The organism is Streptomyces sp. GQ60, from assembly GCF_059758875.1.
On the sequence record NZ_JCAXEG010000019.1, the window covers coordinates 42,011 to 67,216 of the forward strand.

Annotated in this window: 20 protein-coding genes; 8 read left to right on the top strand and 12 right to left on the bottom strand. The window is 72.5% G+C overall.

Annotated elements, in window-relative coordinates; all coding sequences use genetic code 11:
- The first annotated feature begins 27 nt into the window (after positions 1 to 27).
- The 3 genes from AC6CKD_RS32140 (at position 28) to AC6CKD_RS32150 (ending at position 6,457) form a co-directional block, all read left to right on the top strand.
- On the top strand, positions 28 to 1,458 hold the full coding sequence (locus AC6CKD_RS32140; RefSeq protein WP_498332386.1) for a TIR-like protein FxsC: 1,431 nt from the start codon (positions 28 to 30) through the stop codon (positions 1,456 to 1,458).
- The gene (fxsT, locus tag AC6CKD_RS32145) at positions 1,442 to 5,458 is read left to right on the top strand and encodes an FxSxx-COOH system tetratricopeptide repeat protein (protein WP_498332316.1); all 4,017 of its coding nucleotides are present in this window, start codon (positions 1,442 to 1,444) and stop codon (positions 5,456 to 5,458) included. The genes AC6CKD_RS32140 and fxsT overlap by 17 nt, the downstream gene beginning before the upstream one ends.
- A 102-nt stretch (positions 5,459 to 5,560) precedes the next feature.
- On the top strand, positions 5,561 to 6,457 hold the full coding sequence (locus tag AC6CKD_RS32150; protein ID WP_498332318.1) for a DUF4231 domain-containing protein: 897 nt from the start codon (positions 5,561 to 5,563) through the stop codon (positions 6,455 to 6,457).
- Positions 6,458 to 6,490: 33 nt separating this feature from the next.
- Here AC6CKD_RS32150 and AC6CKD_RS32155 read toward each other — a convergent pair whose 3' ends face one another.
- The 5 genes from AC6CKD_RS32155 to AC6CKD_RS32175 form a co-directional block, all read right to left on the bottom strand.
- Positions 6,491 to 6,970, bottom strand: coding sequence for a hypothetical protein (locus AC6CKD_RS32155; RefSeq protein ID WP_498332320.1), 480 nt, complete (start codon positions 6,968 to 6,970; stop codon positions 6,491 to 6,493).
- Between the two features lie 114 nt (positions 6,971 to 7,084).
- Positions 7,085 to 7,909, bottom strand: a complete 825-nt coding sequence (locus tag AC6CKD_RS32160; RefSeq protein WP_498332387.1) for a S1 family peptidase — start codon at positions 7,907 to 7,909, stop codon at positions 7,085 to 7,087.
- 199 nt (positions 7,910 to 8,108) lie between these two features.
- Positions 8,109 to 9,005: a DUF1684 domain-containing protein gene (locus AC6CKD_RS32165; protein WP_498332322.1), complete on the bottom strand. Its 897-nt coding sequence runs from the start codon at positions 9,003 to 9,005 to the stop codon at positions 8,109 to 8,111.
- Positions 9,006 to 9,148: 143 nt separating this feature from the next.
- Positions 9,149 to 10,033, bottom strand: a complete 885-nt coding sequence (locus tag AC6CKD_RS32170; RefSeq protein ID WP_498332324.1) for a S1 family peptidase — start codon at positions 10,031 to 10,033, stop codon at positions 9,149 to 9,151.
- A 377-nt stretch (positions 10,034 to 10,410) separates the two neighbouring features.
- Positions 10,411 to 11,556: a DUF5685 family protein gene (locus AC6CKD_RS32175; RefSeq protein ID WP_498332326.1), complete on the bottom strand. Its 1,146-nt coding sequence runs from the start codon at positions 11,554 to 11,556 to the stop codon at positions 10,411 to 10,413.
- 284 nt (positions 11,557 to 11,840) lie between these two features.
- On the opposite strand from AC6CKD_RS32175, the gene AC6CKD_RS32180 reads away from it, so the two are divergent.
- A complete protein-coding gene (locus AC6CKD_RS32180; protein ID WP_267758884.1) occupies positions 11,841 to 12,293 on the top strand; it encodes a cell division protein SepF in 453 nt (150 codons plus the stop codon).
- A 93-nt stretch (positions 12,294 to 12,386) separates the two neighbouring features.
- On the opposite strand, the gene AC6CKD_RS32185 is transcribed toward AC6CKD_RS32180, so the two are convergent.
- Entirely contained in the window at positions 12,387 to 13,556 is a 1,170-nt protein-coding gene (locus AC6CKD_RS32185; protein WP_498332328.1) for an acyl-CoA dehydrogenase family protein, read from the bottom strand.
- A gap of 186 nt (positions 13,557 to 13,742) precedes the next feature.
- On the opposite strand from AC6CKD_RS32185, the gene AC6CKD_RS32190 reads away from it, so the two are divergent.
- Positions 13,743 to 14,735 carry a helix-turn-helix transcriptional regulator gene (locus AC6CKD_RS32190; protein WP_498332330.1) on the top strand — a complete coding sequence of 331 codons (993 nt, stop codon included), beginning with the start codon at positions 13,743 to 13,745 and terminating at the stop codon, positions 14,733 to 14,735.
- Positions 14,736 to 15,061: 326 nt separating this feature from the next.
- Here AC6CKD_RS32190 and AC6CKD_RS32195 read toward each other — a convergent pair whose 3' ends face one another.
- Both AC6CKD_RS32195 and AC6CKD_RS32200 read right to left on the bottom strand, forming a co-directional pair.
- The gene (locus tag AC6CKD_RS32195; protein WP_498332332.1) at positions 15,062 to 16,216 is read right to left on the bottom strand and encodes a phosphatase PAP2 family protein; all 1,155 of its coding nucleotides are present in this window, start codon (positions 16,214 to 16,216) and stop codon (positions 15,062 to 15,064) included.
- 234 nt (positions 16,217 to 16,450) lie between these two features.
- Positions 16,451 to 17,566 (bottom strand): glycosyltransferase family 39 protein, encoded by a 1,116-nt coding sequence (locus AC6CKD_RS32200; RefSeq protein ID WP_498332334.1) that lies wholly within the window; start codon positions 17,564 to 17,566, stop codon positions 16,451 to 16,453.
- Positions 17,567 to 17,809: 243 nt separating this feature from the next.
- On the opposite strand from AC6CKD_RS32200, the gene AC6CKD_RS32205 reads away from it, so the two are divergent.
- Positions 17,810 to 19,492: an MFS transporter gene (locus tag AC6CKD_RS32205; RefSeq protein WP_498332336.1), complete on the top strand. Its 1,683-nt coding sequence runs from the start codon at positions 17,810 to 17,812 to the stop codon at positions 19,490 to 19,492.
- 316 nt (positions 19,493 to 19,808) lie between these two features.
- On the opposite strand, the gene AC6CKD_RS32210 is transcribed toward AC6CKD_RS32205, so the two are convergent.
- Entirely contained in the window at positions 19,809 to 20,507 is a 699-nt protein-coding gene (locus tag AC6CKD_RS32210; RefSeq protein WP_498332338.1) for a transglycosylase family protein, read from the bottom strand.
- A 286-nt stretch (positions 20,508 to 20,793) separates the two neighbouring features.
- Between AC6CKD_RS32210 and AC6CKD_RS32215 the strand changes: the two genes are divergently transcribed.
- Complete coding sequence (locus AC6CKD_RS32215) at positions 20,794 to 21,591, top strand: DUF8842 C-terminal domain-containing protein (protein ID WP_266909936.1); 798 nt, start codon at positions 20,794 to 20,796, stop codon at positions 21,589 to 21,591.
- A 178-nt stretch (positions 21,592 to 21,769) separates the two neighbouring features.
- Positions 21,770 to 22,252, top strand: a complete 483-nt coding sequence (locus tag AC6CKD_RS32220; RefSeq protein ID WP_498332341.1) for a hypothetical protein — start codon at positions 21,770 to 21,772, stop codon at positions 22,250 to 22,252.
- Between the two features lie 25 nt (positions 22,253 to 22,277).
- On the opposite strand, the gene der is transcribed toward AC6CKD_RS32220, so the two are convergent.
- The 3 genes from der to cmk form a co-directional block, all read right to left on the bottom strand.
- On the bottom strand, positions 22,278 to 23,738 hold the full coding sequence (der, locus tag AC6CKD_RS32225; RefSeq protein WP_388504200.1) for a ribosome biogenesis GTPase Der: 1,461 nt from the start codon (positions 23,736 to 23,738) through the stop codon (positions 22,278 to 22,280).
- Between the two features lie 75 nt (positions 23,739 to 23,813).
- A complete protein-coding gene (locus AC6CKD_RS32230; RefSeq protein ID WP_498332342.1) occupies positions 23,814 to 24,461 on the bottom strand; it encodes a lysophospholipid acyltransferase family protein in 648 nt (215 codons plus the stop codon).
- The gene (cmk, locus tag AC6CKD_RS32235; RefSeq protein WP_498332343.1) at positions 24,458 to 25,192 is read right to left on the bottom strand and encodes a (d)CMP kinase; all 735 of its coding nucleotides are present in this window, start codon (positions 25,190 to 25,192) and stop codon (positions 24,458 to 24,460) included. Before cmk ends, AC6CKD_RS32230 begins: the two co-directional genes overlap by 4 nt.
- Positions 25,193 to 25,206: the final 14 nt, after the last annotated feature.

The following is a 25,206-nucleotide window of genomic DNA, read 5'->3' on the forward strand; positions in this document are numbered from 1 at the left end:
GGGATGTGGCGGAGCAGCTCCGGAATGATGTTTCTTCGCTCGCATCTTCGGGACGGGGGTCGTGTGCCCGCATCAGTGCAGCCGTACTTTTTTCTCAGTTATGCGCATACACCGAGGTTCGGGGCGGGAGGACCGGACCCGGACATGTGGGTGGAGCGGCTTTTCCGCGATCTCTGCAGCCATGTCATGGCGCTGACCAATCTGCCCGCGGGAGCCGAGGCCGGCTTCATGGACCGGGAGATACGCAGCGGTGAGGGCTGGTCGGAACGGCTCGGGGCGGCGCTCGCCACCTGCCGGGTCTTCGTCCCCCTGTTCTCGCCGCGCTACTTCGCCAGCGAAATGTGCGGGAGGGAGTGGTTCGCCTTCGCGCAGCGCACCATCCACCACGTGGCGCTCAGCAACCAGCCGGCCGATGCCATCGTGCCCGCGTTATGGGTGCCGGTTCCGCCCTCCCAACTGCCCCTGCCGGCCGAGCGGTTGCAGTTCAACCACAACACCTTCGGCGAGCGGTACGTCACCGACGGGCTCTACGGCCTGATCAAACTGCGGGGCTACGCCGAGCAGTACGAGAGCGCCGTGTACGAACTCGCCAAGCGGATCGTCCGGGTTGCCGAGACCGTCCGGCTCGATCCGATCCGGCCGCTCGACTACCGGCTGGTGCCCAGCGCCTTCGGCTCTCCGAACGGAACCCCCAGCAGCACCGCCCGCACCCTGCACGTCACCGTGGCCGCCTCCTCCCGGCACGATCTGCCCGAGGGCCGCAGCCCCGAGTACTACGGGGACAGCGCGCTGGACTGGAACCCGTACCACCCGGTCTCCCAGCGGTCCATCGCCTACGTGGCCGAGGACCTGGTGCGCAATCTCAACTACCAGACGACGGTGGGGTCGTTCGACGACGAGGCCGGGCACTTCGACTCCAAGCAGCCGCCGACCCGGCCCGAGATCCTCATCGTGGACCGGTGGGCGGTGGAGGACGAGCAGCGCCGGCAGCGGCTGGCCGCCTTCGACCAGGAGTCCCGGCCGTGGATCAACGTGGTCGTGCCGTGGAACCGGTACGACCACCAGAGCCGCGCGAAGGAGAGCGAGTTGGCCCACCGGCTCGAAGAGACCATGCCCGTCAAGATGAGCCAGGGCCGGGCCGCCTGCCGGGCCGCCGCCAACGGCGTGGCCAACATGGAGACCCTCGGGCAGATCCTGCCGCAGGTGGTCGAGGCCGCCGCCCAGCAGTTCCTCAGACACGCCCAGGTCTATCCGCCGGCCGGCAGCCCCGCGGCCGGCACCGAACGGCCCCGGCTGCTCGGTCCGATGGGGATGAACGGGCCGCCGGCCCCACCGCCCGCCCCCTTCCCGCCCACCGCGGGCGATACGGGCGACGGGTACGCGGGGTCCGGCCGGGCCGACGGGCCCACCGACAACAACGACAACGACCGGGGGGACGCGGATGACATCGAGTCGTGACAGCCAGAGTCGTGACAGCCAGCACGACGGCGGTGACGAGCACCGCGAGGGACGCATCGTCACCTTCTACTCGTACAAGGGCGGCACGGGCCGCACCATGGCGCTGGCCAACACCGCCTGGATCCTTGCCGCCAACGGCAAGCGGGTCCTCGCCGTGGACTGGGACCTGGAGGCTCCCGGCCTGCACCGCTTCTTCCACCCCTTCCTGGACCCCTCCACCCTCGGCGCCACCACCGGGGTCATCGACCTGATCAGCGAGTACGCGTGGGCCGCCACCAGCCCGGTGCAGCGCGCCGACGACTGGCACAAGGACTACGCGCGGATCCAGCCGCACGCCGTCTCGCTCACCCCCGAGACCCTCGGGTGGGAGTTCCCCGACGGCGGGACCCTCGACTTCGTGTCGGCGGGCCGGCAGAACCGCGAGTACTCGGCGACCGTCTCGACGTTCGACTGGGACAACTTCTACGACCGGCTCGGCGGCGGGCTCTTCTTCGACGCCTTACGGGCGGACATGAAGCGGAACTACGACTACGTCCTGATCGACAGCCGCACCGGCCTCTCCGACATAGCCGACATCTGCACGGTCCACCTGCCCGACGTCCTGGTCGACTGCTTCACCCTCTCCGACCAGTCCATCGACGGCGCGGCCTCCGTGGCCCGGCAGATCGACGAGCGGTTCAACGACCGCGGCATCAAGATCTACCCGGTCCCGATGCGCATCGACGAGGGCGAGAAGGAGAAGGCCGACGCCGGCCGCGCCCTGGCCCGGATCAAGTTCGACCGCTTCCCCAACGGCCTGATCGGGGACGACCTCACCTCCTACTGGGGCGCGGTGGAGATCCCGTACCGCCCCTACTACGCCTACGAGGAGACCCTGGCCACCTTCGGGGACGAGGCCGGGCTCACCAACTCCCTGCTCTCCGCCTTCGAACGGCTCACCGCCGTGGTCACCGAGGGCGACGTCACCTCGATGCCCGCCATCGGCGAGGAGGTGCGGCTGCGCATCCGCGACGCCTTCACCCGGCGCCGCCCCGCCCTGCCCGCGGACCTCTTCCTCTCCTACGTCGCCGAGAACCGCATGTGGGCCGACTGGATCGAATCGGTGCTCACCCGGGCCGGCTTCCGGGTCGTCCCCCGGGACGTCTCCGCCGAACGGGCCCCGGCCACCGCCGGCGGGGACACCCTGGGCGGAGCCGGGATCAGCGTCGACACCGCCGCGCGGACCGTGGTGCTGCTCTCCAGCGCCTACCTCAAGTCCGCCCGCGCGGTGGACGTGTGGGAGCGGGCCGCCGCCGAGGACCCGACCGGGGGGCGGCGCCAGCTGGTGCCGCTGCGGGTGGGCGACGTGCGCCTGTCCACCCCGTACATCGACCGCAATCCCGTGGACCTGTTCCGCCTCGACGAGGTGCACGCCACGACCGCGCTGCTGCGCGCCGTGGAACGGCCCATGGCGCTGCCCGACACCGTCGCCAGCGCCTCCGCGCCCGGCCCCCGCTTCCCGGGGACGGTCCCGAAGATCTGGAACGCACCGCCCCGCAACCCCGGTTTCACCGGCCGCTCCATCGTGCTGGAGCGGATGCGCGACCAGCTCGGCGGCGGCATATCCGTGGTGCTGCCGCAGCCGCAGACCCTGTTCGGGCTCGGCGGCGTCGGCAAGACCCAGGTCGCGCTGGAGTACGTCCACCGCTTCATGGCCGACTACGACCTGGTCTGGTGGATCTCCGCCGAGCAGACCGACGACGTGGTCGCGGCCCTCGCGGAACTGGCCGTACGCCTCGGCGCGCAGACCGGCGAGGACATGTCGGCCGCCTCCCAGGAGGCGATCGACCTGCTGCGGCGCGGGGTTCCCTCCTCGCGCTGGCTGCTCGTCTTCGACAACGCCGACGATCCCGAGACGCTCAAACGGTACTTCCCGCCGGGCGGCCCGGGGCACGTGCTGGTCACCTCCCGCAACCAGTCCTGGTCCCAGTACGGCGACGCCCTCCCGGTGGACGTGTTCCTGCGCGAGGAGTCCATCGAGCACCTCCAGCGCCGGGCCCCCGGGCTCAGCAAGGAGGACGCCGAGCAGGTGGCCATCGCCGTCGGCGACCTGCCGCTGGCCGTCGAGCAGGCGGGCGCCTGGATCGCGGAGACCGCGACCCCGGTGTCCGCGTACATCGAGCAGCTGGCCCAGCAGGCCGCCCGCGTGCTGGCGCTGAACCAGCCGCCCGGCTACCCGGAGCCGGTGGCCGCCACCTGGAACGTCTCCATAGAGCGGCTGCAGTCCCGCTCCCCCGCGGCCGTGCGGCTGCTCCAGCTGTGCGCCTTCTTCGCGCCCGAGCCGATCTCGGCGAACCTGCTGTACAGCAAGGAGATGATCGACGCACTCAAGCCGTACGACTCCTCCCTCCAGGAGAAGCTCGTACTGGGCCGCGTGATCCGGGAGATCGGCCGGTTCGCGCTCGCCAAGGTCGACCAGGTCAGCAACAGCATCCAGGTGCACCGCCTGGTGCAGGCCGTGATCCGGGCGCAGCTCTCCGAGGAGGAGCAGCGCGAGGCCCGGCACGCGGTGCACCGGATCCTCGCGGGTGCCCGGCCGGACGACGACGAGCCGATAGACAACCCGGAGACCTGGCCGCGGTTCAACACCATCTGGCCGCACCTGACCCCGTCCGAGGCCCGGTTCTGCAAGGAGCCGGAGACCCGCCGGCTGCTGATCGACCGCGTCCGCTACCTCTGGAAGCGCGGCGACTTCAAGGCCGCGTACGCGCTGGGCGAGGAGCTGCGCGAGACCTGGCGCGAGACCCTGGGCGGCGACGACCTCCAGTACCTGTACCTGCGCTTCCACCTCTCCAACATCCTGCGTTCGCAGGGCCGGTTCGTGGAGGCGATGGAGCTGGACGAGGGCACGCTGGAGCGCCAGCAGGCGGCGCTGGGCGTCTCGCACCCGCACACGTACATGACGACCAGCGGTCTGGCGATGGACCTGGGCGCGCTCGGCCGCTACGGCGAGGCGATGGAGCTGGCCAACGCCGCGCACGAGGGCTTCGGGCAGATCTTCCACGAGGCCCACCCGCGCACCCTGGCCGCCGCGAACAACCTGGCGCTGAACCTGCGCATGATCGGGCAGTACGCGCGGGCCAGGGAGATCGACCAGGAGGTCTTCGACCGGCGCACCGAGGTGCTGGGCACGGACCATCCGTACACCCTGTCCTCGGCGCAGAACCTGGCGCGCGACCTGCGCGAGGTCGGCCGCTACGACGACTCGGTGCAGCTGCTGAGCCGGACGTACGAGATCTACAAGCGGACCCTGGGCCGGGCCTTCCCCGGCACCCTGTCGGCGGCCAAGAACCTGGCGGTCTCGCTGCGCAGGGCGGGTGACGTGGAGGACGCGCTGCGTCTGACGACGGCGACCCGCAACCGGTACCGGGCCAAGTACACGTCGGTCAACCCGGACCTCCTGGCCTGCGAACTCAACCTGGCCGCGGACCTGTTCGCGACCGGGGACCCGGGTGCGGCGCGGGACCTGGCCCAGGAGGTGGTGGACGAGTACGTCAAGGTGCCGGGCGAGCGGCACCCGTACACCCTGGCCGCGGTCAACAACCTCGCGGTGTTCCACTGGGGCACGGGGGCGGCGGAGACCGCCGACCAGATGCTGCGCCAGACCATCCACCACATGCGCGAGGTGCTGGGCGACAACCACCCGCACACCATCTTCGCCAACCTCAACCTGGCCAACGCCCGGGCCGACCTGGGCGATCCGGAGGGCGCCCTGGAGCTGGAGCGGCTCGCCGTGATGCGGCTGCGCGAGGCGCTGGGCGTGCACCACCCGGAGACCCTGGCGAGCGCCTCCAACATGGCGGTCAGCCTGGACATGATGGGCCGCAAGGAGGAGGCGAACCGGGTCCGGGCCGAAACGGTGGCCGAGCTGACGCGGCTGCTCGGCGAGGACCACGGACTGACGCGGTACGCCCGCGACGAGCGCCGGGTCCACCGGGACCTGGAGCCGCTGGCGGTGTGATCCGCGGGGGCGGCTCCCGCCGGGAGCCGCCCCCGCACCTCCCCTCCCGATGGACACGGAACGCAGAACCAGCAGACTGGGGGGTTCGCTGTGAGTGACAGCATGACCTTTCGCAACGAGGACCTGCCGGCCCTCTTCCACCACACCGACCAGGCGGCGATCTCCCGGCAGCGGGAGTCCACCCAGGCCACCCGCGCCCAGCTGATGCTGCTCGTCGTGGCCGCCGCGATCGCCGCCCTGCCCGAGGGGCCGAAGCTCGGCTCCGCCTACCTGTCCGGGCTCCTCAGCGTGCTCGCCTACGCCGGGGTGCTGGGCGTGGGCGTACGGGCCACTCGGCGCCGGGCCCGCCCGCAGTGGCAGCTCAACCGCAGCGCCGCGGAGTTCATCAAGTCGCTGGCCTGGCGGTACGCCGTCCACGGAGCGCCCTTCGGCAGCGAGGTCCCGGGCGTCGAGGAGGCGTACCGGACCCGGCTGGAGGCCGGACTGAACGAACTGCGCAAGATGGGCTGGGAGGATCCGCGGGCCGTCGGGCTGGTGCCGGACGGCGGGGAGATCACCGGGGCGATGTTCCGGCTGCGGGGGCTGGACTACCAGGTCCGCAGGGAGACGTACGTCCGTGACCGGCTGATCGAGCAGCGCAACTGGTACCAGCGCAAGACGGAGGTGTCCCGGCGGGCGACGGCCCTGTGGTCGTGGTCGATCGTGCTGCTGACGTGTCTGGCGCTGCTGTTCGCCCTCTTCGGGGCGTTCGGTTCGGGTCCGGGGCCGGCGCTGACCGGTCTGCTGAGCGCGGCGGCGACGGCCGGCATCGCCTGGAACGAGGTGCGGCGCCACCACCCGCTGATCGAGGCGCACACCCTGATCGAGCAGGACCTCTCCGCGATGATGGTCGTGATGCAGACCACGATCACCGAGACGCAGTGGCCGGCCTCGGTCTACGAGACCGAGCGGTACGTGTCCCCGCAGCACACGGACTGGCTGGCCCGGCACAGCAGTTGACGGGATGCGGTGGCGGGCGCGTCGGGCGTGGCCTCAGTCCCGGGCCACGCCCTCCCGCCAGATCACGGTGACGGGCTTCCCGAGCGCGCGGGCGTAGGCGACGATCTCGGCGGTGCCGCCGTGCCCGCGGGCGGGCAGGCCGTCCCAGACGGCGACGAGGCGGTCGCAGGAATCGGCGATGTAGGTGCCGGCCGCGTAGTAGGCCTCGTCGGTGGAACGGGCGAAGTCCATCCGGACCTCCTGGGCGGCCCGGCGCTTGAGCCCGAGGTACCGGTCCAGCGCGCCGCCCGCCTCGAAGCCCTCCTCGTAGTCCCCGCTGGGGATGACCACGGTGAGGTCCGCGCCGCATTCCAGCGCGATGGCGGCGAACAGCTGGTCGGCTCCCTCGGCGAGGCTGGAGAGGGCCTCCAACGGCCCCTGGTGGACCCCCAGTACGGCCCGCAGGCCTTCCTCCACATGGCCGAGCAGCTCGTCAGGAATCGACCGGTGTCCGGTCACGCCGATTCGCTTCATGCGGAAACCCGCTCCCCCCGTGGACACGAACGCCCTGGACATCCTCCCAGAAGGCGGGAGGACGTCCAGGGTTTCGGCGGGGGCGCACGGGTCCGTGGCGCACCCTGGGCCGGGCTAGTACACGCTCACGCCGTACGCGTTGAGCGCCTCGACGACGGGCTGGAAGAACGTGGTGCCGCCCGAGGAGCAGTTGCCGCTGCCGCCGGAGGTGAGGCCGACCGCGCGGGTGCCCGAGTAGAGCGGACCGCCGCTGTCGCCGGGCTCGGCGCAGACGTTGGTCCGGATCATCCCGTAGACGACGTCGCCGCCGCCGTAGTTCACCGTGGCGTTGAGTCCGGTCACCGTGCCGCTGTGGGTGCCGGTGGTGGAACCGCGGCGGGTGACGGACATGCCGGTGGTGGCGTTGACGGCGCTGGTGATGTCCTGGCCGCCGACGGCGCCGGGGTGGGCGAGGGAGGTGTTGTCGTAGCGGATGAGTCCGTAGTCGTTGTTCGGGAAGCTGGAGCCGACGGTGGCACCGATGACGGTGGTGCGGGCGGAGTTGGTCCACCAGGTACCCGCGCCGTCGGTGCAGTGACCGGCGGTGAGGACGTAGTAGGTGGTTCCGCTGCGCACGTTGAAGCCGACCGAACAGCGCCAGCTGGTGGCGTACTTGGCGTCGCCGCCGCTGAGCAGCTTCGTCAGTTTGCCGGGGGTGCGCTCGATGCGCAGGGCGGCCGCGTTGGCTCCGGCCTCGCTGCGGATCTTGGCGATGGAGGCCGCCGAGACGGTGGAGTCGGCGGTGACCACCAGGGTGCCGGTGGCGGGGTCGGTGTGCCAGGCGGTGCCGGCGACGTCGGCCCGCAGGACCGAGGCGCCCGCGGAGGCGAGCCGGTCGGCGCTGAACCCGCCGTCGGCGTGCGCGGCCGTGGGGGCCGCGAGGGCGGCCACGGCGGCCATGCCGGTGGCCACGGCGAAGAGCCTGGAGCGGATGATGCGCTTGATCGTCACTTGTCGTCCTCCCGAGTGGGGGTCGGAGGCCCGGCTGGGTGGGTGTGGTGCCGGAGCCCGTGGAGGGCGGCCGGAGGCACGGCGGACGGGATGCCGTTCGTCGTGCCCCTGACAAGCCCCGAGAGACGCTGACGGGAGTCTCCTGGTGTCAGATACCGCTAGCAAGGGCGCCTTTCAGCCGCCGCTCGCCGGCCGCGATCCCGAAGGGCAGCGTGTTGCCGGGCGGAGGGAAGGGGCACACGAAGTGGTCCGCGAAGGCACAGGGAGGCAGCTGGACCCTGTTGAGGTCCACGGTGATCGAGCCGTCGGCGGCCGGGATTCCGGGCTTGAGGAAGCGGAAGCGGTAGCTGGAACGGCCGCCGGTGGCATCGCCGATGACCGCCCAGAGACTGCCGTCCTCCTCGTCCACCGCGACCCGCAGCGCGTGCCGGGCGCCCTCGAAGTCGAAGCTCAGCTCGCCGCCCAGGCCGAGCCCGCGCGCACGTCCGTCCACGTTCTCGACCTGGACCGTCCGATCCTCCCCGTACGGGGTGAAGTGCCCCGGCACCGCGTACGCCGGGTCGTACGGGGTGGCCTCGATCCCGGTGAAGGCCGCGCGGCCCGGTGAGGCCGGATCGAACACCCGTACCGCCCACTCCCCTTCGCGCCGGATCACGACGAGCCGCACCTGCCCGGCGCGGAGGCGGGAGCGCGAGGGCGGGGTGTCGTCGGCGGCGAGGACGGCGGCGCCCGTGAGGGGTTCGCCGTCCAGGGTGATCCCGTCGTCCGGCCCGGCGGTCAGGGTCACCCCGCCGGCCTCGGCGCGCCAGTGGCCCGGAACGGCCGGAATTCGACCTTCCGGGTAGTCGGCGAGCCAGTGGGTACCGGTCAGTGCCAGCGGCCCGTAGGGGCCGGACACGGCGGCCACCCGATGCTCGTGCCACCGCTCCCAGGCCGTGCCCGGATCTTCCGTGGCGTCGGTGGCATCGGTGGCGGCGATGTCACCGGCTTCGCCGGTCCCACTGGGTTCACCGGGTTCACCGGTGTCGGATGCGTCAGCGCTCATGCCGCTCAACCCTTCCACACCGGCCCGGCGCGAAACCGGAAGGCTCACGAAGCGCCACGAACGCACGCACACCCGAACGCACAGGACCTCCTCCCGGCGAGCGGGAGGAGGTCCAGGGATGAAGCGGGGTGGTGCGTGTGGGTTTAGTACACGCTGACGCCGTAGCGGGTGAGCGCTTCCTTGACGGGCTGGAAGTAGGTGGTCCCGCCCGTCGTGCAGTTGCCGCTGCCGCCGGAGGTGAGGCCGACCGCGCGGTTGCCCGAGTAGAGCGGACCGCCGCTGTCGCCGGGCTCGGCGCAGATGTTGGTCCGGATCATGCCGTGGACGATCTCACCGTCGCCGTAGTTCACCTTGTAGTTCAGGCCGGTCACCTTGCCGCTGTGGGTACCGGTGGTGTTGCCGCGCCGCTTGACGGCCAGGCCCACGGTGGCGTTGATGGCGGTCGCGATGTCCTGGGTGCCCACACTGCCCCAGTGCGAGAGGGCCTTGTTCTCGTACTTGACGAGACCGAGGTCGTCGCCCGGGAAGCTGGCACCGGCGGTCGGGCCGATCTTGGTGGTCCGGGCCGCGTTGGCGTACCACGTGCCCGCACCCTTGGTGCAGTGCCCTGCGGTCAGGGCGTAGTACGAGGTGCCCTTGCGCACGTTGAAGCCGAGGGAGCAGCGCCAGGACGTGGTCCATATGCCGTCGCCGCCACTGATCAGCTTCGACAGCTTGCCGTGGGTCCGCTCGACGCGCACCGCCGAGGCGTTCGCCCCGACCTCCTTCTTGATCTTCGCTATGTTCGCTTCCGAGACGGTGGAGTCCGCGGTGACCACGAGGGTGCCCGTGGCGGGGTCCGTGCCCCAGGCGGTGCCGGCGATGTCGGCCCGCAGGAGCGAGGCGTCCACCGCGGCGAGGCGCTCGGCGTTGACGCTGCCGCCGCTCGGGGCCTCGGCCGCCGTCGCGGGACCCGCGAGGGTGGCCACGGCCGACAGGCCGACGGCCGCGGCGAAGAGCCGGGAACGGAAGATGCGCTTGATCGTCACTTATTGTCCTCCCGAAGGAAATAGAAGCCCGGGGACAGGTACGGCGCCCGAGCTTGTGCGGGCACATCAGGGACCGCGGCCGGCAGATCGCCGTTCGCCGTGCCCCTGACAAACCCCGTAAATGCTATCGAAGGTTTTCCGTCACCAGCCGCGCGGGGCAAGGGCAACTTCAGGCCACCGTCCGCTCCCGGCCTACCGTCCCCGCCGACAGGCTCCCTTGCCGCAGCCCAGGCCATGCGACCACCCACTGCTCGGCGACTACCGGAACGGCCGAAAATCGCCCTGCCGGATCACCGGCACGAGGGGGCGGAACAAGCCCGAACCGAGCCGCGACCAAGCGGACCGCGAGCCGGGGACGAAACGGAGCCGGAGCGTCCTCAGCAGCCGTCGCAGGGACAGCAGCAGCAGTCGCCGCAGCCGCAGTCACAGTTGCAGTTCGGACCGCAGTCGCAGTTGTTGCACCACGCGTCCTTCTTCTCGCGGGACCACGGACCCTCGTGGTCCGTGCAGCACAGCTGGCAGGTGCAGAAGAGCCCCAGGGCCACCGCGCAGCCCGCCAGCAGGTCGCGGCGCGGCTTGCGCGGGGGCGCCGGCGGCGGGCCGAAGTCCACCGGGGGCGGACCGAAGGAGCCCTCGGGGCCCGCGTCCGTCACCGTGTGGGCACAGCCGGCGGTCCCGAAGGCCCGGTCCACCGAGGTGCGCAGCTCGTGCACGAGCAGCCGGTGGGCGAGCCCCGCGTCGGCGAACTCCACCTCCCGCAGTGCCAGCCGGATGCCCCGAAGGGCGTCGTCGCACAGCCTGCGCGCCTCGGTTCGGGGCGTCCCGGTGGCGGTCAGCGGGTTCCAGGCACCCGCCGCCGCGTCCGCCGCCTGGTCCTCGACGGCGTCGAGCAGGTGCGCGAGCCGCCCGAAGTAGCGTCCCGCCTCGGCGAGCGCGGGGGCGTTGCCTGGCCGCCCGGCGAGGGTCGCGGTATGGGCGAAGGCGGCGGCCGTGGCGGTCTCGGTCGGCTCGGTCACCACGAGCACCGGAGTGCCCGCTCCGGCGAGGCTCTCGATGCCCGCCTGCCGGTCCACGGCGTCGACGAGCACGGCCGTGTCGAAGCCGAGCGAGGCCCCGGTACGGGCGCCCGCCCTGTCCCAGCCCCTGGCCACCCGGCGCGCCGCGAGGGCGATCGGGGCGCGGGCCAACAGCCCGTCCCGGTCGGCCACGTGGTCGCGCACCTTCGCGGAGGCCAGGACCAGCGAGACCGCGGCGGCGAGCCGCGCGCCCTCGCCGTTGGCCACGGCGGCGGTGCGCATCCCGCGCAGTGGACAGGGTCCGGCGGTGCGGCGGGAGCCCGGGGCGGGCCCGGACTGAGCCTCCGTCAGAACGGAGACGAGCAGGCCGTCGTAGTTGGTCACGATCCGCGCGAACTGGCCGTGGTCCCCGCGAAGTGCCAGGCACAGCCCGCAGAGATGGGCCATCCACTCCGTCTTGAACCGATCGCCGAGGCGGTGTGTGCAGGGTCTGACGATGCCGAACAAAACGATTCCCCCGTGTGTCATACGCGTGCTCGACGGGCATCGTAGCGAGACCGCGCGTCACCCGTACGTCCCCGTCGCTCACCCGTACGGCCGCACTGGTCGTATTTTCACTCAGTCAGCAGCGGTAGCCGCTGGGATCCTTGACCGTGCAACGGATGTTCTGCACCAGTACCGTCACGAAACCCCTGCGCGGCGACTATCCACTTGGCGCGTTGTCAGCATCATGGACGACGATAGGGACGCGGAAGAGAAGACAGAACTGACCGCGATGAAAGGAGGCGTCCATGGGTTCGGTGCGCAAGGCGAGTGCCTGGCTGGGTCTCGTAGAGGACAGCGACGACGAGCGTTACTACGACGACGACTACGCGGAGGCCCCGCAGGGGGGTTCGGTGGTCGGCCCCGGCGAGCAGTGGGTCACGGACCCGCGCGTCAAGGTGGCGTCGGAGTCCGCCGTCGATCAGGGCCGGCGCATCGCGACGGTCACCCCGGACGGCTTCCGCGACGCCCGCGGCATCGGCGAGCTGTTCCGCGACGGTGTCCCGGTCATCGTGAACCTGTCCTCGATGGACCCGGGCGACGCGAAGCGCGTGGTCGACTTCGCGGCCGGTCTGACCTTCGGTCTGCGCGGTTCGATCGAGCGGGTGGCGACCAGGGTCTTCCTGCTGACCCCGGCCGACACCCAGATCGTGAGCGGCGAGTCCGGCGGCCGCTCGCGCGACTTCTTCAACCAGAGCTGAGCCCGGGGGCACCTCCCAGCGTTAGCTGGGGGACCCTCACCGGCCGCCTCCGGTTCCTTCCGGCCCTCCCGGCATCCTGTGGCCGCACCCGGCCTAGCGGAAGGCGTCGAGCCCGGTGAGCGCCTTGCCCAGCACGAGCTGGTGCATCTCGACGGTGCCCTCGTAGGTGAGGACCGATTCGAGGTTGGTGGCGTGTCGCATGACGGGGTACTCGAGGGAGATCCCGTTGGCACCGAGGATCGTCCGCGCGGTGCGACAGATCTCGATGGCCTCGCGGACGTTGTTGAGCTTGCCGAAGCTGATCTGTTCCGGCCTCAGGGTCCCCGCGTCCATCCGCCGCCCCAGGTGGTGGGCGAGCAGGATCCCCTTGTGGAGCTCCACCGCCATGTCCGCGAGCTTGGCCTGGGTGAGCTGGAAGCCGCCGATGGGCCTGCCGAACTGCTCGCGCGTCTTCGCGTAGCCGAGCGCCGACTCGAAGCTGGCGCGTGCCGCGCCCATGGATCCCCAGACGATCCCGTACCGCGCGTGGCTGAGACAGCCGAGCGGGCCCTTGAGTCCGGTGACGCCCGGAAGCACCGCGTCGGCGGGCAGCCGTACGTCGTCCAGGACCAGCTCGCTGGTCACCGAGGCGCGCAGGGACCACTTGTGCTTGATCTCCGGGGCGGAGAACCCCGCCGCGTCCGTGGGGACGGCGAACCCGCGGATCCCCTCCTCGGTCTGCGCCCAGACGACCGCCACGGCGGCCACCGAGCCGTTGGTGATCCACATCTTGCGGCCGTTCAGCACCCAGTCGGTGCCGTCCCGCTTGGCGTGGGTGCGCATCGCGCCGGGATCCGACCCGACGTCCGGCTCGGTCAGCCCGAAGCAGCCGATGAGCTCGCCGGCGGCCATGCCGGGCAGCCACCGCTGCTTCTGCTCCTCGGAGCCGTACTTCCAGATCGCGTACATCGCGAGCGAGCCCTGTACGGAGACCAGCGAGCGGATCCCGGAGTCCGCGGCCTCCAGTTCCAGGCAGGCGAGCCCGTACTGGACGGCGCTCGCGCCCGCGCAGCCGTATCCCTGGAGCGACATGCCGAGCGCCCCGAGGGCGCCGAGCTCCTTGGCGATCTCCCGGATCCCGGGCAGCTCGCCGTTCTCGTACCACTCGGCGATGTGCGGCAGGATCCGGTCGGCGGCCCAGCCGCGGACGGTGTCACGGATCGCGAGGTCCTCGGGCGTGAGGAGTTCGTCGAGCCCGAGCGGGTCGGTGGGAACGAAGGACACTGCGCCTCCTGGCAGGCCGGATCACAAAACCTAGCGCCGCAAGTTTGTCGTCCCGTCCGTCCGGGGTCCACCCGCTTCGGGTGTGACCCCGGTCCTGTGCCCCCGGTCCTCCCGTGACCCCGGTCCAGGGGCCCCGGTCCTGTGGCCCTGGTCCTGTGGCCCCGGCCGTGCGGGCAGACTTCGGACATGCTCGATACTTCCGCGCGGCTGCTGCGCCTGCTGTCACTGTTGCAGGCCCACCGGGAATGGACCGGGGCCGACCTGGCCGGCCGGCTCGGCGTGACGGCGCGGACCGTGCGCCGGGACGTGGACCGGCTGCGGGAGCTCGGTTACCCCGTGAACGCCAGTCCGGGCACCGGCGGCGGGTACCAGCTGGGCGCCGGGGCCGAGCTGCCGCCGCTGCTGCTCGACGACGACGAGGCCGTCGCCGTGGCCGTGGGGCTGCGGACCGCCGCCGGGAACGGCGTGGAGGGGATCGGCGAGGCCTCCGTACGGGCCCTCGCGAAGCTGGAACAGGTGCTGCCCTCGCGGCTGCGGGCCCGGGTCTCCGCGCTGAACCGGTTCACCGTGCCCATGCTCCGCGGGGCGGGCGCCTCCACCGTCGACTCCGCCGTGCTGACCGAGCTGGCCGGCGTCTGCCGCGACACCGAGCGGCTGCGCTTCGACTACCGGGACCACGGGGGCACCGTCACGCGCAGGACCGTGGAACCGCACCGGCTGGTGTGCACCGAGCGCCGCTGGTACCTCGTCGCCTGGGACCTGGAGCGGGAGGACTGGCGGACCTTCCGGGCGGACCGGATCGAGCCCAGACCCCCGCACGGACCGCGCTTCATCCCGCGCCCGCCGCCCGCCGAGGACCTCGCCGCGTACGTCTCCCGCGGCATCTCCCAGCGGGCGTACGCGGCCCGCGCGGTCGTCCTGCTGCGGGTGCCGGCCCAGGAGGCGGCGCGGATCGTGGGGCCGGCCGACGGGACGCTGGAACCGCTCGACGAGGAGAGCTGCCTCCTGCGCACCGGGGCGGTCAGCCTCGATGTCCTCGTGATTCACATCATGCTGATCGGGTGTGAGTTCGAGGTGGTCGAGCCGGCCGAGCTGAGGGACCGGATCCGGTCCGCGCGAGATCTGCTCGGCAGGTCTCTGGAACCGCGTGAAGCAGCCGGAGAAGTGAAGGATTTGTAAGGAAGCGGCGGGGGCCCGGAGCGCACTGCGGCCACAATTCCGGGGAGTTCCGGAGGAATTCGAAACAGAATTCACCCCGGGCGTGTCGCGGGACGGGAAATAAAAGGTCCAGACGAACTCCGCCGGGAGGGACTGTCGACAATCCGTGACACAAGCGTGACCCGGTATGGAGGAACGTCCGGGCGCGCCGCTGACGTTCCGGGCCTTTCGTGTCCGGCCCGGCCCCGGAGGCCCCGCCGCGGGCCCCGAACGCGCCACGGCGGGCCCCGGTCGTCGACCGGGGCCCGCCGTGGAGGTGCGAGCGGAGGGGGTGCGTACCGTCCGGCTCAGCCGCCGGAGGCCGGGCGGGGCGCCGCGCCGCGCGCCGGGGCGCGGTCGGCGTGGGCCGGGCGGCGGCTGCCGGCCGGGGTGAGCGGGGTGCGCTCGGAACGGATCAGGTGCGGACGGCCGGCGAGGTGGACGGCGGGCCGGGCGGCCGGCTGGTGCCCCGCCGTCTGGGCGGAAGCGGAAGCCGGCGCCGGGACCTGCGCGGGCCCGGCCGGCTCCGGCTGCCGCAGGACCGCCACCGGCTGCGCGGACGGCGCGGGCTGTATGGGCTGCACGGGCTGCGCCGGCTGCTGCTCGGACGGCTCGGGGGCGGGCCGCTGGAGGCGCCACTTGCCGCCGGCCGAGAGCAGCGGGACGAGCAGTCCGGTGAGGGCTTCGGGCACCTGCCCGGCCTCCACGAGGCTGCGCAGCCGCGCGCGCAGGTCGAAGACGTAGGCCTCGACCAGGGCGATGAGCGGCTCGAACCACGGCAGTGCCAGCAGCACGAGCAGGCCGGCGAGCCAGCCGAGCAGGACGTCGCTGAGCCAGTGGGTGCCGAGGTAGACCGTGGTGGCGCCGACGCTCAGGGAGACCACGGCGGAGACCAGGGAGAGCACCCGGCGGGTGACCGTCGTGGAGGCCAGGTAGGCCAGGATGCCCCAGGTCACCACGGCGTTGGCGGTGTGGCCGGAAGGAAATATATCGCCGCCCGCGAAGAGCTCGGCGGAGCCGATCTCGGTGGCGTAGTGCGGACCGAGCCGGCCCAGGCCGAGCTTGACGGCGCCCACGGTGACGTTGAGCAGCAGCAGCGCCACGCCGAGGGTGATCAGCGGGCGGAGGGTGTGCTGCCGCCAGGACCGCCAGCCGAGCCACGCCGCGACCATGACCGCGGTGGGGCCGCGCTGACCCAGGACGACGAGGTAGTCGAGGAAGGCGTGGAGCTGCGGCCACTGCTCGTAGGGCCGGAAGAACATGACCTGCCAGTCGAGGCGGACGAGCCACGAGGTGGTCAGGACCGCGACGACGATCGCGAGGTAGAAGGCGAGGCTCGCTCCGAGGAGCACGACGCGGTGCCGGCTCATCCGCGGTGTTTGCAGATGAGCCGGTCGCTCTGGTTCCCGGTCCAGCCGGGCGAACACCCGCTCCAGTCTGGGCAGGATTTGGTCGGTACGCACTCAATCGACGTTACCGCGCGCCGATGGGCGGCCCGGTCGAATCGCGGGCTTTGTGATGACCATGTGATGTGGAGTTGGTCTCACGCGGGACTTAATTCCCGGTATTCAGCCTTTGGTTGGAGCCGGGGAGGTCCTTCCCCGGTCTTTTCCTCGCACACTTAAGCCGCATTTATCACTGCCGGTCAATTGCTTTGCCCGAAGATGGAACGGAACGATCCATTCCGTGATCTCGGCCTACGGCGGCCCCGAACCGTTCAGCCAGAAGGCCCCGTACGCGGCCGAGGCGGCCGCCGCCGCGACCAGCAGCGCGGCCGCCCGGCCCGTCCGCCACCGGGCGAGCGCCGCCGCCGGCGGGAACACCAGCGGGAAGGCCGGCAGCAGCAGCCGGGGCTTGGAGCCGAAGTACCCCGAGGCGCACAGGGCCAGCGCCACCACGATCCCGGCATACACCAGCAGCGGTACCGGCTGGCGCCGCCGCACGCAGAGCGCGTACAGCCACAGCACCAGCGCGACCCCGGCGATCAGCCCGATCCCGGCGGGGAAGGCCGGCGAGGCCAGCCGCGCCCCGATGAACCGGGCGAACGCCCAGCCGCCGTCGAAGCCGTTGCCCCAGCCGCCCTGCACGTCGAGGTACCCGGTCAGGCCGCCGCCGGTGCGCGCGCCCACCCACACCACGTACGCCGCCGCCCCGACGGGAGCCAGCAGCGCCCCCGCCACCGGCCGCCAGGAGCGCGGCCCGCCGCGCAGGGCCAGGACGGCGGCCACCCACACCGCCGCGACCACGGCGGCCCCGACCGGGCGGGTCAGCCCCGCCCCTGCGGCGAGCAGGCCGGCGGTGAGCCAGTGCCCGCGCAGGAGCCCGTAGAGGCTCCAGGCGGCCAGCGCGGTGAACAGGGACTCGCTGTACGCCATCGACTGGACGATCCCGACGGGCAGCGCGGCCCAGACCGCGACGGCGAACACCCCGGCCCGGCGGCCGTGGAGGAACTCCGCGACCGCGAAGATCCCCCAGGCCGCGGCGAGCCCGGCGAGCGCCGACACCACCAGGCCCGCGGATCCGTAGCCGAGCCCGGTGACGGCCGAGACCAGCCGCTCCAGCCAGGGCAGCAGCGGGAAGAAGGCCAGGTTGGAGTGGACGTCGCCGTTCGGGAGCACCACCTCGTACCCGTACCCCTCGGCGGCGATCCGGGCGTACCAGAGGGAGTCCCAGCGGGCCGAGAGCAGGGTGTGCGCACTGCTGCCGGCCACCGCCCCCCACACCGCGAGCACGGTCAGCCCCAGCAGCCGAACCGCCACGAACACGGCCAGAGCGGGCGCGGCCCGGCGAAATCCAAGATCCTTCACGGGCATGATTATCGAGGTCCGGGGCGTTCGCGCCCGGGCAGGAGGGGCCGAGGCGGAACGAGTGGCGCACACCACAGTGCAGCGGGCGGGGCGATGAGAGCTTGACCACGTGTCTGACAGCCGAACTCGCGTACGCTGACGCTTCACTCGCGTGTCGACGCCGGACCCCGTAGGACGCCACCCTCCCCACCCGTGGCCCCGAAAGACGCTGGTCCGCCGAGTGCGAGGGATCACCTGGGAGGTACATGCATGTCGGGGACGAACGTGACCGGCGACAGGAACCCTTCCCCCTGGCAGCGACTGCGGCGACTCGGCGCGGCCTCCGGCGGGGCCAATCGCTGGGCCGTCCTGGCGGTCCTCTGCGTGAGCCTGGTGCTCGTCGCGCTCGACGCGACGATCCTGCACGTCGCCGTCCCCTCCGTCACCGAAGACCTGCGGCCCGGTCCGATGGAGCTGCTGTGGATCGTCGACGCCTACCCACTGGTGTGCGCCGCCCTCCTCATCCTCTTCGGCACCCTCGGTGACCGCGTGGGCCGCCGCCGCGTCCTGCTCCTCGGCTACGGGCTCTTCGGCGCGGCCTCGGCCCTGGCCGCCGTGGCCGACAGCGCCCAGGTCCTGATCGCGGCCCGCGCCCTGCTGGGCGTCGGCGGCGCGATGATCATGCCGGCCACCCTGTCGATCCTGCGCCAGGTCTTCCCCGACCGGCGCGAGCGGGCCCTCGCCATCGGGATCTGGACCGCGGTCGCCGCCATCGGCGCGGCCGGCGGACCGGTCCTCGGCGGCTTCCTCGTCCAGCACTTCTGGTGGGGCTCGGTCTTCCTCATCAACATCCCGCTCATGATCATGCTGCTGCCGCTGGGCCGGTGGCTGCTGCCCGAGTCCAAGGGGACCTCCGACGGGCCCTGGGACGTGCTCGGCGCGCTCATGGCCGCCGGCGGTGTGCTCGGCGCGGTCCTCGGGGTCAAGCGGCTCGGCGCGGAGCGCGAGTTCACCGACCCCCAGGCACTCCTCCCGCTGCTGGTCGGGGCCGGGCTGCTGGTGTTGTTCGTAAGGCGCCAGAAGCGCCGCCCCCACCCGCTGATCGACATGCGGATGTTCTCCCGGCCGGCCTTCACCACCTCCGTGGGCTGCATCGTGCTGGCCATGCTGGCGCTGGTCGGGCTGGAACTGATCGCCGTCCAGTACCTCCAGCTCGTGCTGCGGCTGAGCCCGCTGGAGACCGGTCTGCGCCTGCTGCCGCTCACCTTCGCCGCGATGGCGGCGGGCGCGACCGGCTCCTACACGCTGGCCAGGACCGGGCCGCGCAGGATGGTCTCGCTCGGCTTCGTGCTGACGGCCGGCGCGGTGCTGCTGCTGACGTTCATGGGTCAGCACGACCGGCCGGTCCTGCTGACGGTCGGCTTCGTCCTGCTCGGCTTCGGCCTCCAGACCACCCTCTTCGCGGCCTACGAGTCCATGCTGAGCGAGGCTCCGGCCGCGACGGCCGGCGGCGCCGCCTCGATCGGCGAGACCTCCTACCAGCTCGGCGCGGGCATGGGCATCGCCCTCCTCGGCAGCGTGATGAACGCGGCCTACGCGCCGGGCCTGGCGGCGGTGCCGGGGGTGTCGGCGGCCGACTCGGCCGGCGCCTCGCACTCGCTGGGCGAGGCCTACCAGATCGCCGCGCGGCTCGGCGGACCGGCGGGCGAGTCCCTGTTCTCGGCCGCCCGGCACTCCTTCGTCCACGGTCTGCACGTCACGCTGCTGGTCAGTGCGGCGCTGCTCCTGGCGGGCGCCGTGATGGCGCTGAAGCTCCCGCGCGCGATGGAGTGCGCGGACGCCGAGCCGGTACGTCTACCCGCCCAGCAGGGCCCCGAGGCCCCGGCCGGCCGGCCACGCGTCCCGACCCAACCCGCCCCCGACCACGACCCAGCCCTCCACCACCCGGCCTGACCCCCGCCCCCGGGCCATTCACCCGTCCGGCGTTTGAGCACCGGGGTCCGGGGCGGAGCCCCAGGGGGCCCGGGCGCAGCCCGGCACGCACCCCCCTCAGCCCGGTCCGGGGCGGAGCCCCAGGGGGCCCGGGCGCAGCCCGGCACGCACCCCCCTCAGCCCGGTCCGGGGCGCAGCCCCAGGGGGCCCGGGCGCAGCCCGGCACCCTCCAGCCCGTCCGGCGTTTGAGGACCGGGGTCCGGGCAGCGCCCGGGGAACGGTGGAAGGGCGGGTAGGGGACTTCCACCCCGAAGGCCCGCGCACCGGCACCGGCCCGCTACACCCGCGCTCCCACCGCGCCAGGACTCACGGACGGCTCCGGCCGAAGCGGCGCAGCCGACGCACCCGGGGCCGACGCACCCGAGGCCGGGGAGACCGGAGACGGCACGGCCGAGGGTGTCGCGGGTCCGGGTGCCTCCTGCCGCGCCGGCGGCAGCGTCAGGAGCGTGCCGACGCGCAGCACCCCCGGCCGCGGGCCGATCACCACCCGGTTCGCCGCGTAGAGCTCCTGCCAGCCACCCCGCACCCGGTGCCTCCGGGCGATCGCCACCAGCGTGTCCCCGCCCCGCACCACGTGCATCCGCCCCGCCAGCCCGTACCGCTTCGCGCACACGGGCCACGCCTCCCAGCCCTGGCTCCCCAGCAGTTCCTCGCCCACCCGGATCTGCTGCTCCCGCGTGGCCAGGTCCGCCCTCGGCGCGAAGGCCAGCCCCCCGTGCTCCTCCCAGGTCGGCTGCCAGAACTGCAGTCCGCCGTAGAAGCCGTTCCCCGTGTTCACCGCCCAGCGGCCCCCGCTCTCGCAGTCCGCCACGCAGTCCCAGGGCCACTGCCCGCCGGGCCCGCAGTCCACCGACCGGCCGGGCGCCCCCGGCCGGGGCGGGGGCGGCGCCGCGACCGCCGGCGGCGAAGCCGACGCGAGTACGAGGAGCAGCAGCGCCGCCGCGCCCACCCCACCCGGAACCCCGAAGTTGCGCATCGCGTCACGCTACGCAGCCCCGCACCGCCCCCCGCGCTCGCCACACCGCGCCCCGCGCGCCCGCACCCGCTCGGCCCACGGCCCAAACGGCCAGCACCGACCAGCAACTGCGCACAACCAAAAAAGAGTTGGCACGAAAACAACGGCCCGGTCGGACCGTTCACTCCTTCGGGGGTCCGGTTCGATTCCGTTCCCTCAAACGGCGTGACCCCGGCCGCCACTCCCCCGTTGAGCCCGGCGAGCCGGAACCCCCCGGCCCCGCACGCCTAGTCCGAGGAGCCACCCCGTGCCGCGCATGCTCGAAGTCAGTGATGAGGTACGTGCCGAGATCGGCGACGAGGAGGCCGAGCGGCTGCTCGCGGGTGACGGATCCCCGGGCAGTTACGACTGCACTTCCTGCCGCACCCCCGGCGACTCCGAGCGCGAGCAGACCAGCACCGTGCTGTTCGTCGGGGACGAGACGGCCGTCCTGGCCTTCGCCCACGCCGGCTGCATCCCCTCGCAGGTCGTCTCCGTCCCCGAGGCGGACCTCCAGGGCGCCGTCCGCTCCATCACCGGCGACAGCCCCGCCCCGGCCGCCTCCCCCGCGGGCGACGTGCCGCAGTCCGTGCCCGGCGGCCAGGCCGTCCTCGGGATCACCAGCGGCCTGATCCTGATCAACGGGGAGCTGCACCCCGCCCTCGTCGTGGAGCCGACCGCCCCCATCGCGCGCCCCGGCACCACCGGTCCGGGCGACGACTTCCTCCCGCTCCTCATCGAGCAGGGCTTCATCCCGATGACCGACACCGAGGAGGTCCCCCAGGCCCTGACCGGCTGGTCGATCCTGCTCGCCGCGGGCCAGCTCCACTCGGTGCTCCAGCCCGGTCAGATCGCCTGGTGGCAGGCGCACCGGCCGCTGTCGGTCACCGACGGCTGGCGGGCCGCCGTCAACAAGACGCAGCGCGTCCTGGTGTACGCCGCCCCCGTCGGCACGATCGGCCAGCAGCCCCGCGAGGACCTGCTCCGCGACGCCCTGGACAAGGCCGCCCGCAACGGCAAGCTGGTCGCCGCCTCGATGCCGCTGGCGGGCACCCCGGGCGCCTGAGGCCCCGGCTCCCGCCCCCTGCTCTGTCCTCCCTCCCCCAAGCGTCCGTCCGACCCCCGCCGAGGGGGCCGGGCGGCGTGCGCCGGGGGTGCGCGGTCCGTCCCGCGCACCCCCGGCGATCTGCGTTTTCCGCCCCGCCACCCCGCATCCGCGGGCCGCCGGTTTCGTTGGCTGATACGTGCATTCCTACGATGTCTCCCGCGCCCCGTCCTATCCGAGCAGCGTCCCCCCGATGCGCCCCGCACGGGAGCTGGGGAGCTCTCCGGCCACCTCGCACACCCCCATCTACGACACGCTGTACTCGGAGTACCTGCGCGCCTTCCGGGCCCTTCCCGGCGACCGCACCGGCGAGGAGGACCTCGGCTTCACGGCGTTCTCGTACGGGGGCCCGTACAGCGGCGCGTACGGCAGCGGCACGGGCACGTACGGCAGCGGGTCCGGCTCGGGCTCCGCGAGCTCCTACGGGAGCGGCTGGAACGGTTCCGCGTGGCAGTCGGCGGGACAGCACGCGGGGCAGCACGCGGACGCCTGGCAGCCCTCCCCCGCTCCGCAGCCGCAGTACTCGTACGCCGGCGCCGGATACTCGAACGGGCGGCAGCACCAGACCGGGATGCAGCACATCCCGGCGGCCCTGCCGCCCGCTCCGCGCCGGGGCTACTAGCCCCGGCGGCCCCGCTGTCGGCTCACTACATCTTGCGCTTGTGCTGCGCACCGCGCTTCTCGCGGACGCGGACCGAGATGTGGATCGGGGTCCCCTCGAAGCCGAACTCCTCGCGCAGGCGGCGCTCGATGAAGCGGCGGTAGCCGTGCTCCAGGAAGCCCGAGGCGAAGAGGACGAACCGCGGCGGCTTGCTGCCCGCCTGCGTGCCGAACAGGATGCGCGGCTGCTTGCCGCCACGGATCGGGTGCGGGTGGGCGGCGACGACCTCGCCGAGGAAGGCGTTCAGACGGCCGGTCGGGATGCGCGTCTCCCAGCCGGCGAGCGCGGTCTCGATGGCCGGGACCAGCTTCTCCATGTGGCGGCCGGTGAGCGCCGAGACGTTCACCCGGGGCGCCCAGGCGACCTGCTGCATCTCGGTCTCGATCTCGCGCTCGAGGTAGTAGCGGCGCTCCTCGTCGAGGTCGTCCCACTTGTTGTACGCGATCACGATCGCGCGGCCCGCCTCGACGGCCATGGTGATGATGCGCTGGTCCTGGACGGAGATCTGCTCGGTCGTGTCGATCAGGATGACCGCGACCTCCGCCTTCTCCACGGCCGCGGCCGTGCGCAGCGAGGCGTAGTAGTCCGCGCCCTGCTGGAGGTGGACCTTCTTGCGGATGCCCGCGGTGTCGATGAACTTCCAGGTGACCCCGCCGAGCTGGATCAGCTCGTCGACCGGGTCGCGGGTGGTGCCGGCCATCTCGTTGACGACGACGCGGTCCTCCTTGGCGACCTTGTTCAGGAGGGAGGACTTGCCGACGTTCGGGCGGCCGATGAGCGCGATCCGGCGCGGCCCGCCGACGGCGGTGCCGAAGGTCTGCTCGGGCGCCTCGGGCAGGGCCTCCAGGACGGCGTCGAGCATGTCGCCGGTGCCGCGGCCGTGCAGGGAGGAGACCGGGTGCGGGTAGCCGAGGCCCAGCGACCACAGCGAGGCCGCGTCGGACTCGCCGCTCTGGCCGTCGACCTTGTTGGCGCACAGGACGACGGGCTTGCCGGCCTTGCGCAGCAGGCGGACGACGGCCTCGTCGGTGTCGGTGGCGCCGACCTTGGCGTCCACGACGAAGACGACCGCGTCGCAGGCCTCGATGGCGTACTCGGCCTGGGCGGCGACGGAGGCGTCGATGCCGAGGACGTCCTGCTCCCAGCCGCCGGTGTCGACGACCTTGAACCGGCGGCCGGCCCACTCGGCCTCGTACGTGACGCGGTCGCGGGTGACGCCGGGCTTGTCCTCGACGACCGCCTCGCGGCGGCCGATGATCCGGTTCACCAGGGTCGACTTGCCGACGTTCGGGCGGCCGACGACGGCGAGGACCGGAAGCGGGCCGTGGCCGGCTTCCTGGAGCGCGCCCTCGACGTCCTCGATGTCGAAGCCCTCTTCCGCGGCGAGCTCCATGAACTCCGCGTACTCGGCATCGCCAAGTGCTCCGTGGTCTTGCTGGTCGTTCATGAAGTCCGTTCCTCGTCGTTCGTGGTGATCGGTGGGGCCCGCGCAGCGCGGTTCCACTACTAGGTCAAGTCTCGCTCAGCGCCCGGTGAGGCGCTTGGCGTCGGCCAGGTGGGCGGTCAGCCGGTCCTGGATGCGTACGGTGGCCAGGTCCAGCGCGGTACGGGTGCGGCGGCCACTGCCGTCCCCGGCGTCGAAGGCATCGCCGAAGACGATGTCTACCCTGCTCTTCAGCGGCGGCAGCGCCTTGACGACCCTGCTGCGCCGCTCGGTGCTCGCGAAGACGGCGACCGGCACGATGGGCGCGCCGGCACGGACCGCGAAGTACGCGAGGCCCGCGCGCAGCGAGGCGAAGTCACCTTCGCCCCGGGTGCCCTCGGGGAAGATCCCCAGGGCCCCGCCGTTCTCCAGTACGCCCAGCGCACGGCTGACGGCGGTCCGGTCGGTGCCGGAGCGGTCCACCTTGACCTGCCCGATCCCTTCGAGGAAGGGGCCGAGCGGACCGACGTACGCCTCCTTCTTGATCAGGAAGTGCAGCGGCCGGGGCGCGGTGCCCATGAGCATGGGGCCGTCGATGATGTGCGAGTGGTTCACGGCCAGGATGACGGGGCCGGTGGCGGGGACCTTCCAGGCCCCCAGCACGCGCGGCTTCCAGAGGCCGTACATGAGCCCGATGCCGATCCGCCGGCCGACCGCCGCACCCTTGAGGGAGGGCGCATCGCTCACGAGCGGCCCGCCCGCTTCTCCGTGCCCTCGGGCGCGCTCCGCCTCGACTCCACCAGGGTGACCACGCACTCGATCACCCTGTCGAGCGTGAGTTCGGTGGTGTCCACCTCGACGGCGTCGTCGGCCTTGGCCAGCGGGGAGGTCTTGCGGCCGGAGTCGGCCGCGTCGCGCTTGATCAGCGCCTCCTTGGTGGCCGCGAGGTTCGCGGCCTCCTTGCCCCGCAGTTCGCCGCTGCGGCGGGCCGCGCGGGCCTCGGCGGAAGCGGTGAGGAAGATCTTCAGGTCGGCGTCGGGCAGCACGGTGGTGCCGATGTCGCGGCCCTCGACGACGATGCCGTCGGCCTCGTCGGCCGCCTCGGCGGCGATGGAGCGCTGGAGCTCGGTGATCAGGGTGCGCACCTCGGGGACGGCGCTCACGGCGCTGACCTTGGAGGTGACCTCCTGGGTCCGGATCGGGCCGGAGGCGTCCTGGCCGTCGACGGTGATGGTGGGGGCGGACGGGTCGGTGCCGGACACGATGACGGGCTTGCCCGCCGCGAGGGCGATCGCCTGCGGGTCGTCGGTGTCGATGCCGTTGGTGATCATCCACCAGGTGATGGCCCGGTACTGGGCACCGGTGTCCAGGTAGCGCAGCCCGAGCTTGGCGGCCACGGCCTTGGAAGTGCTGGACTTGCCCGTGCCGGAGGGACCGTCGATGGCGACGATCACGGCGGTCGGAGCTGCGGTTTCCACGGTGCGGGCACCTT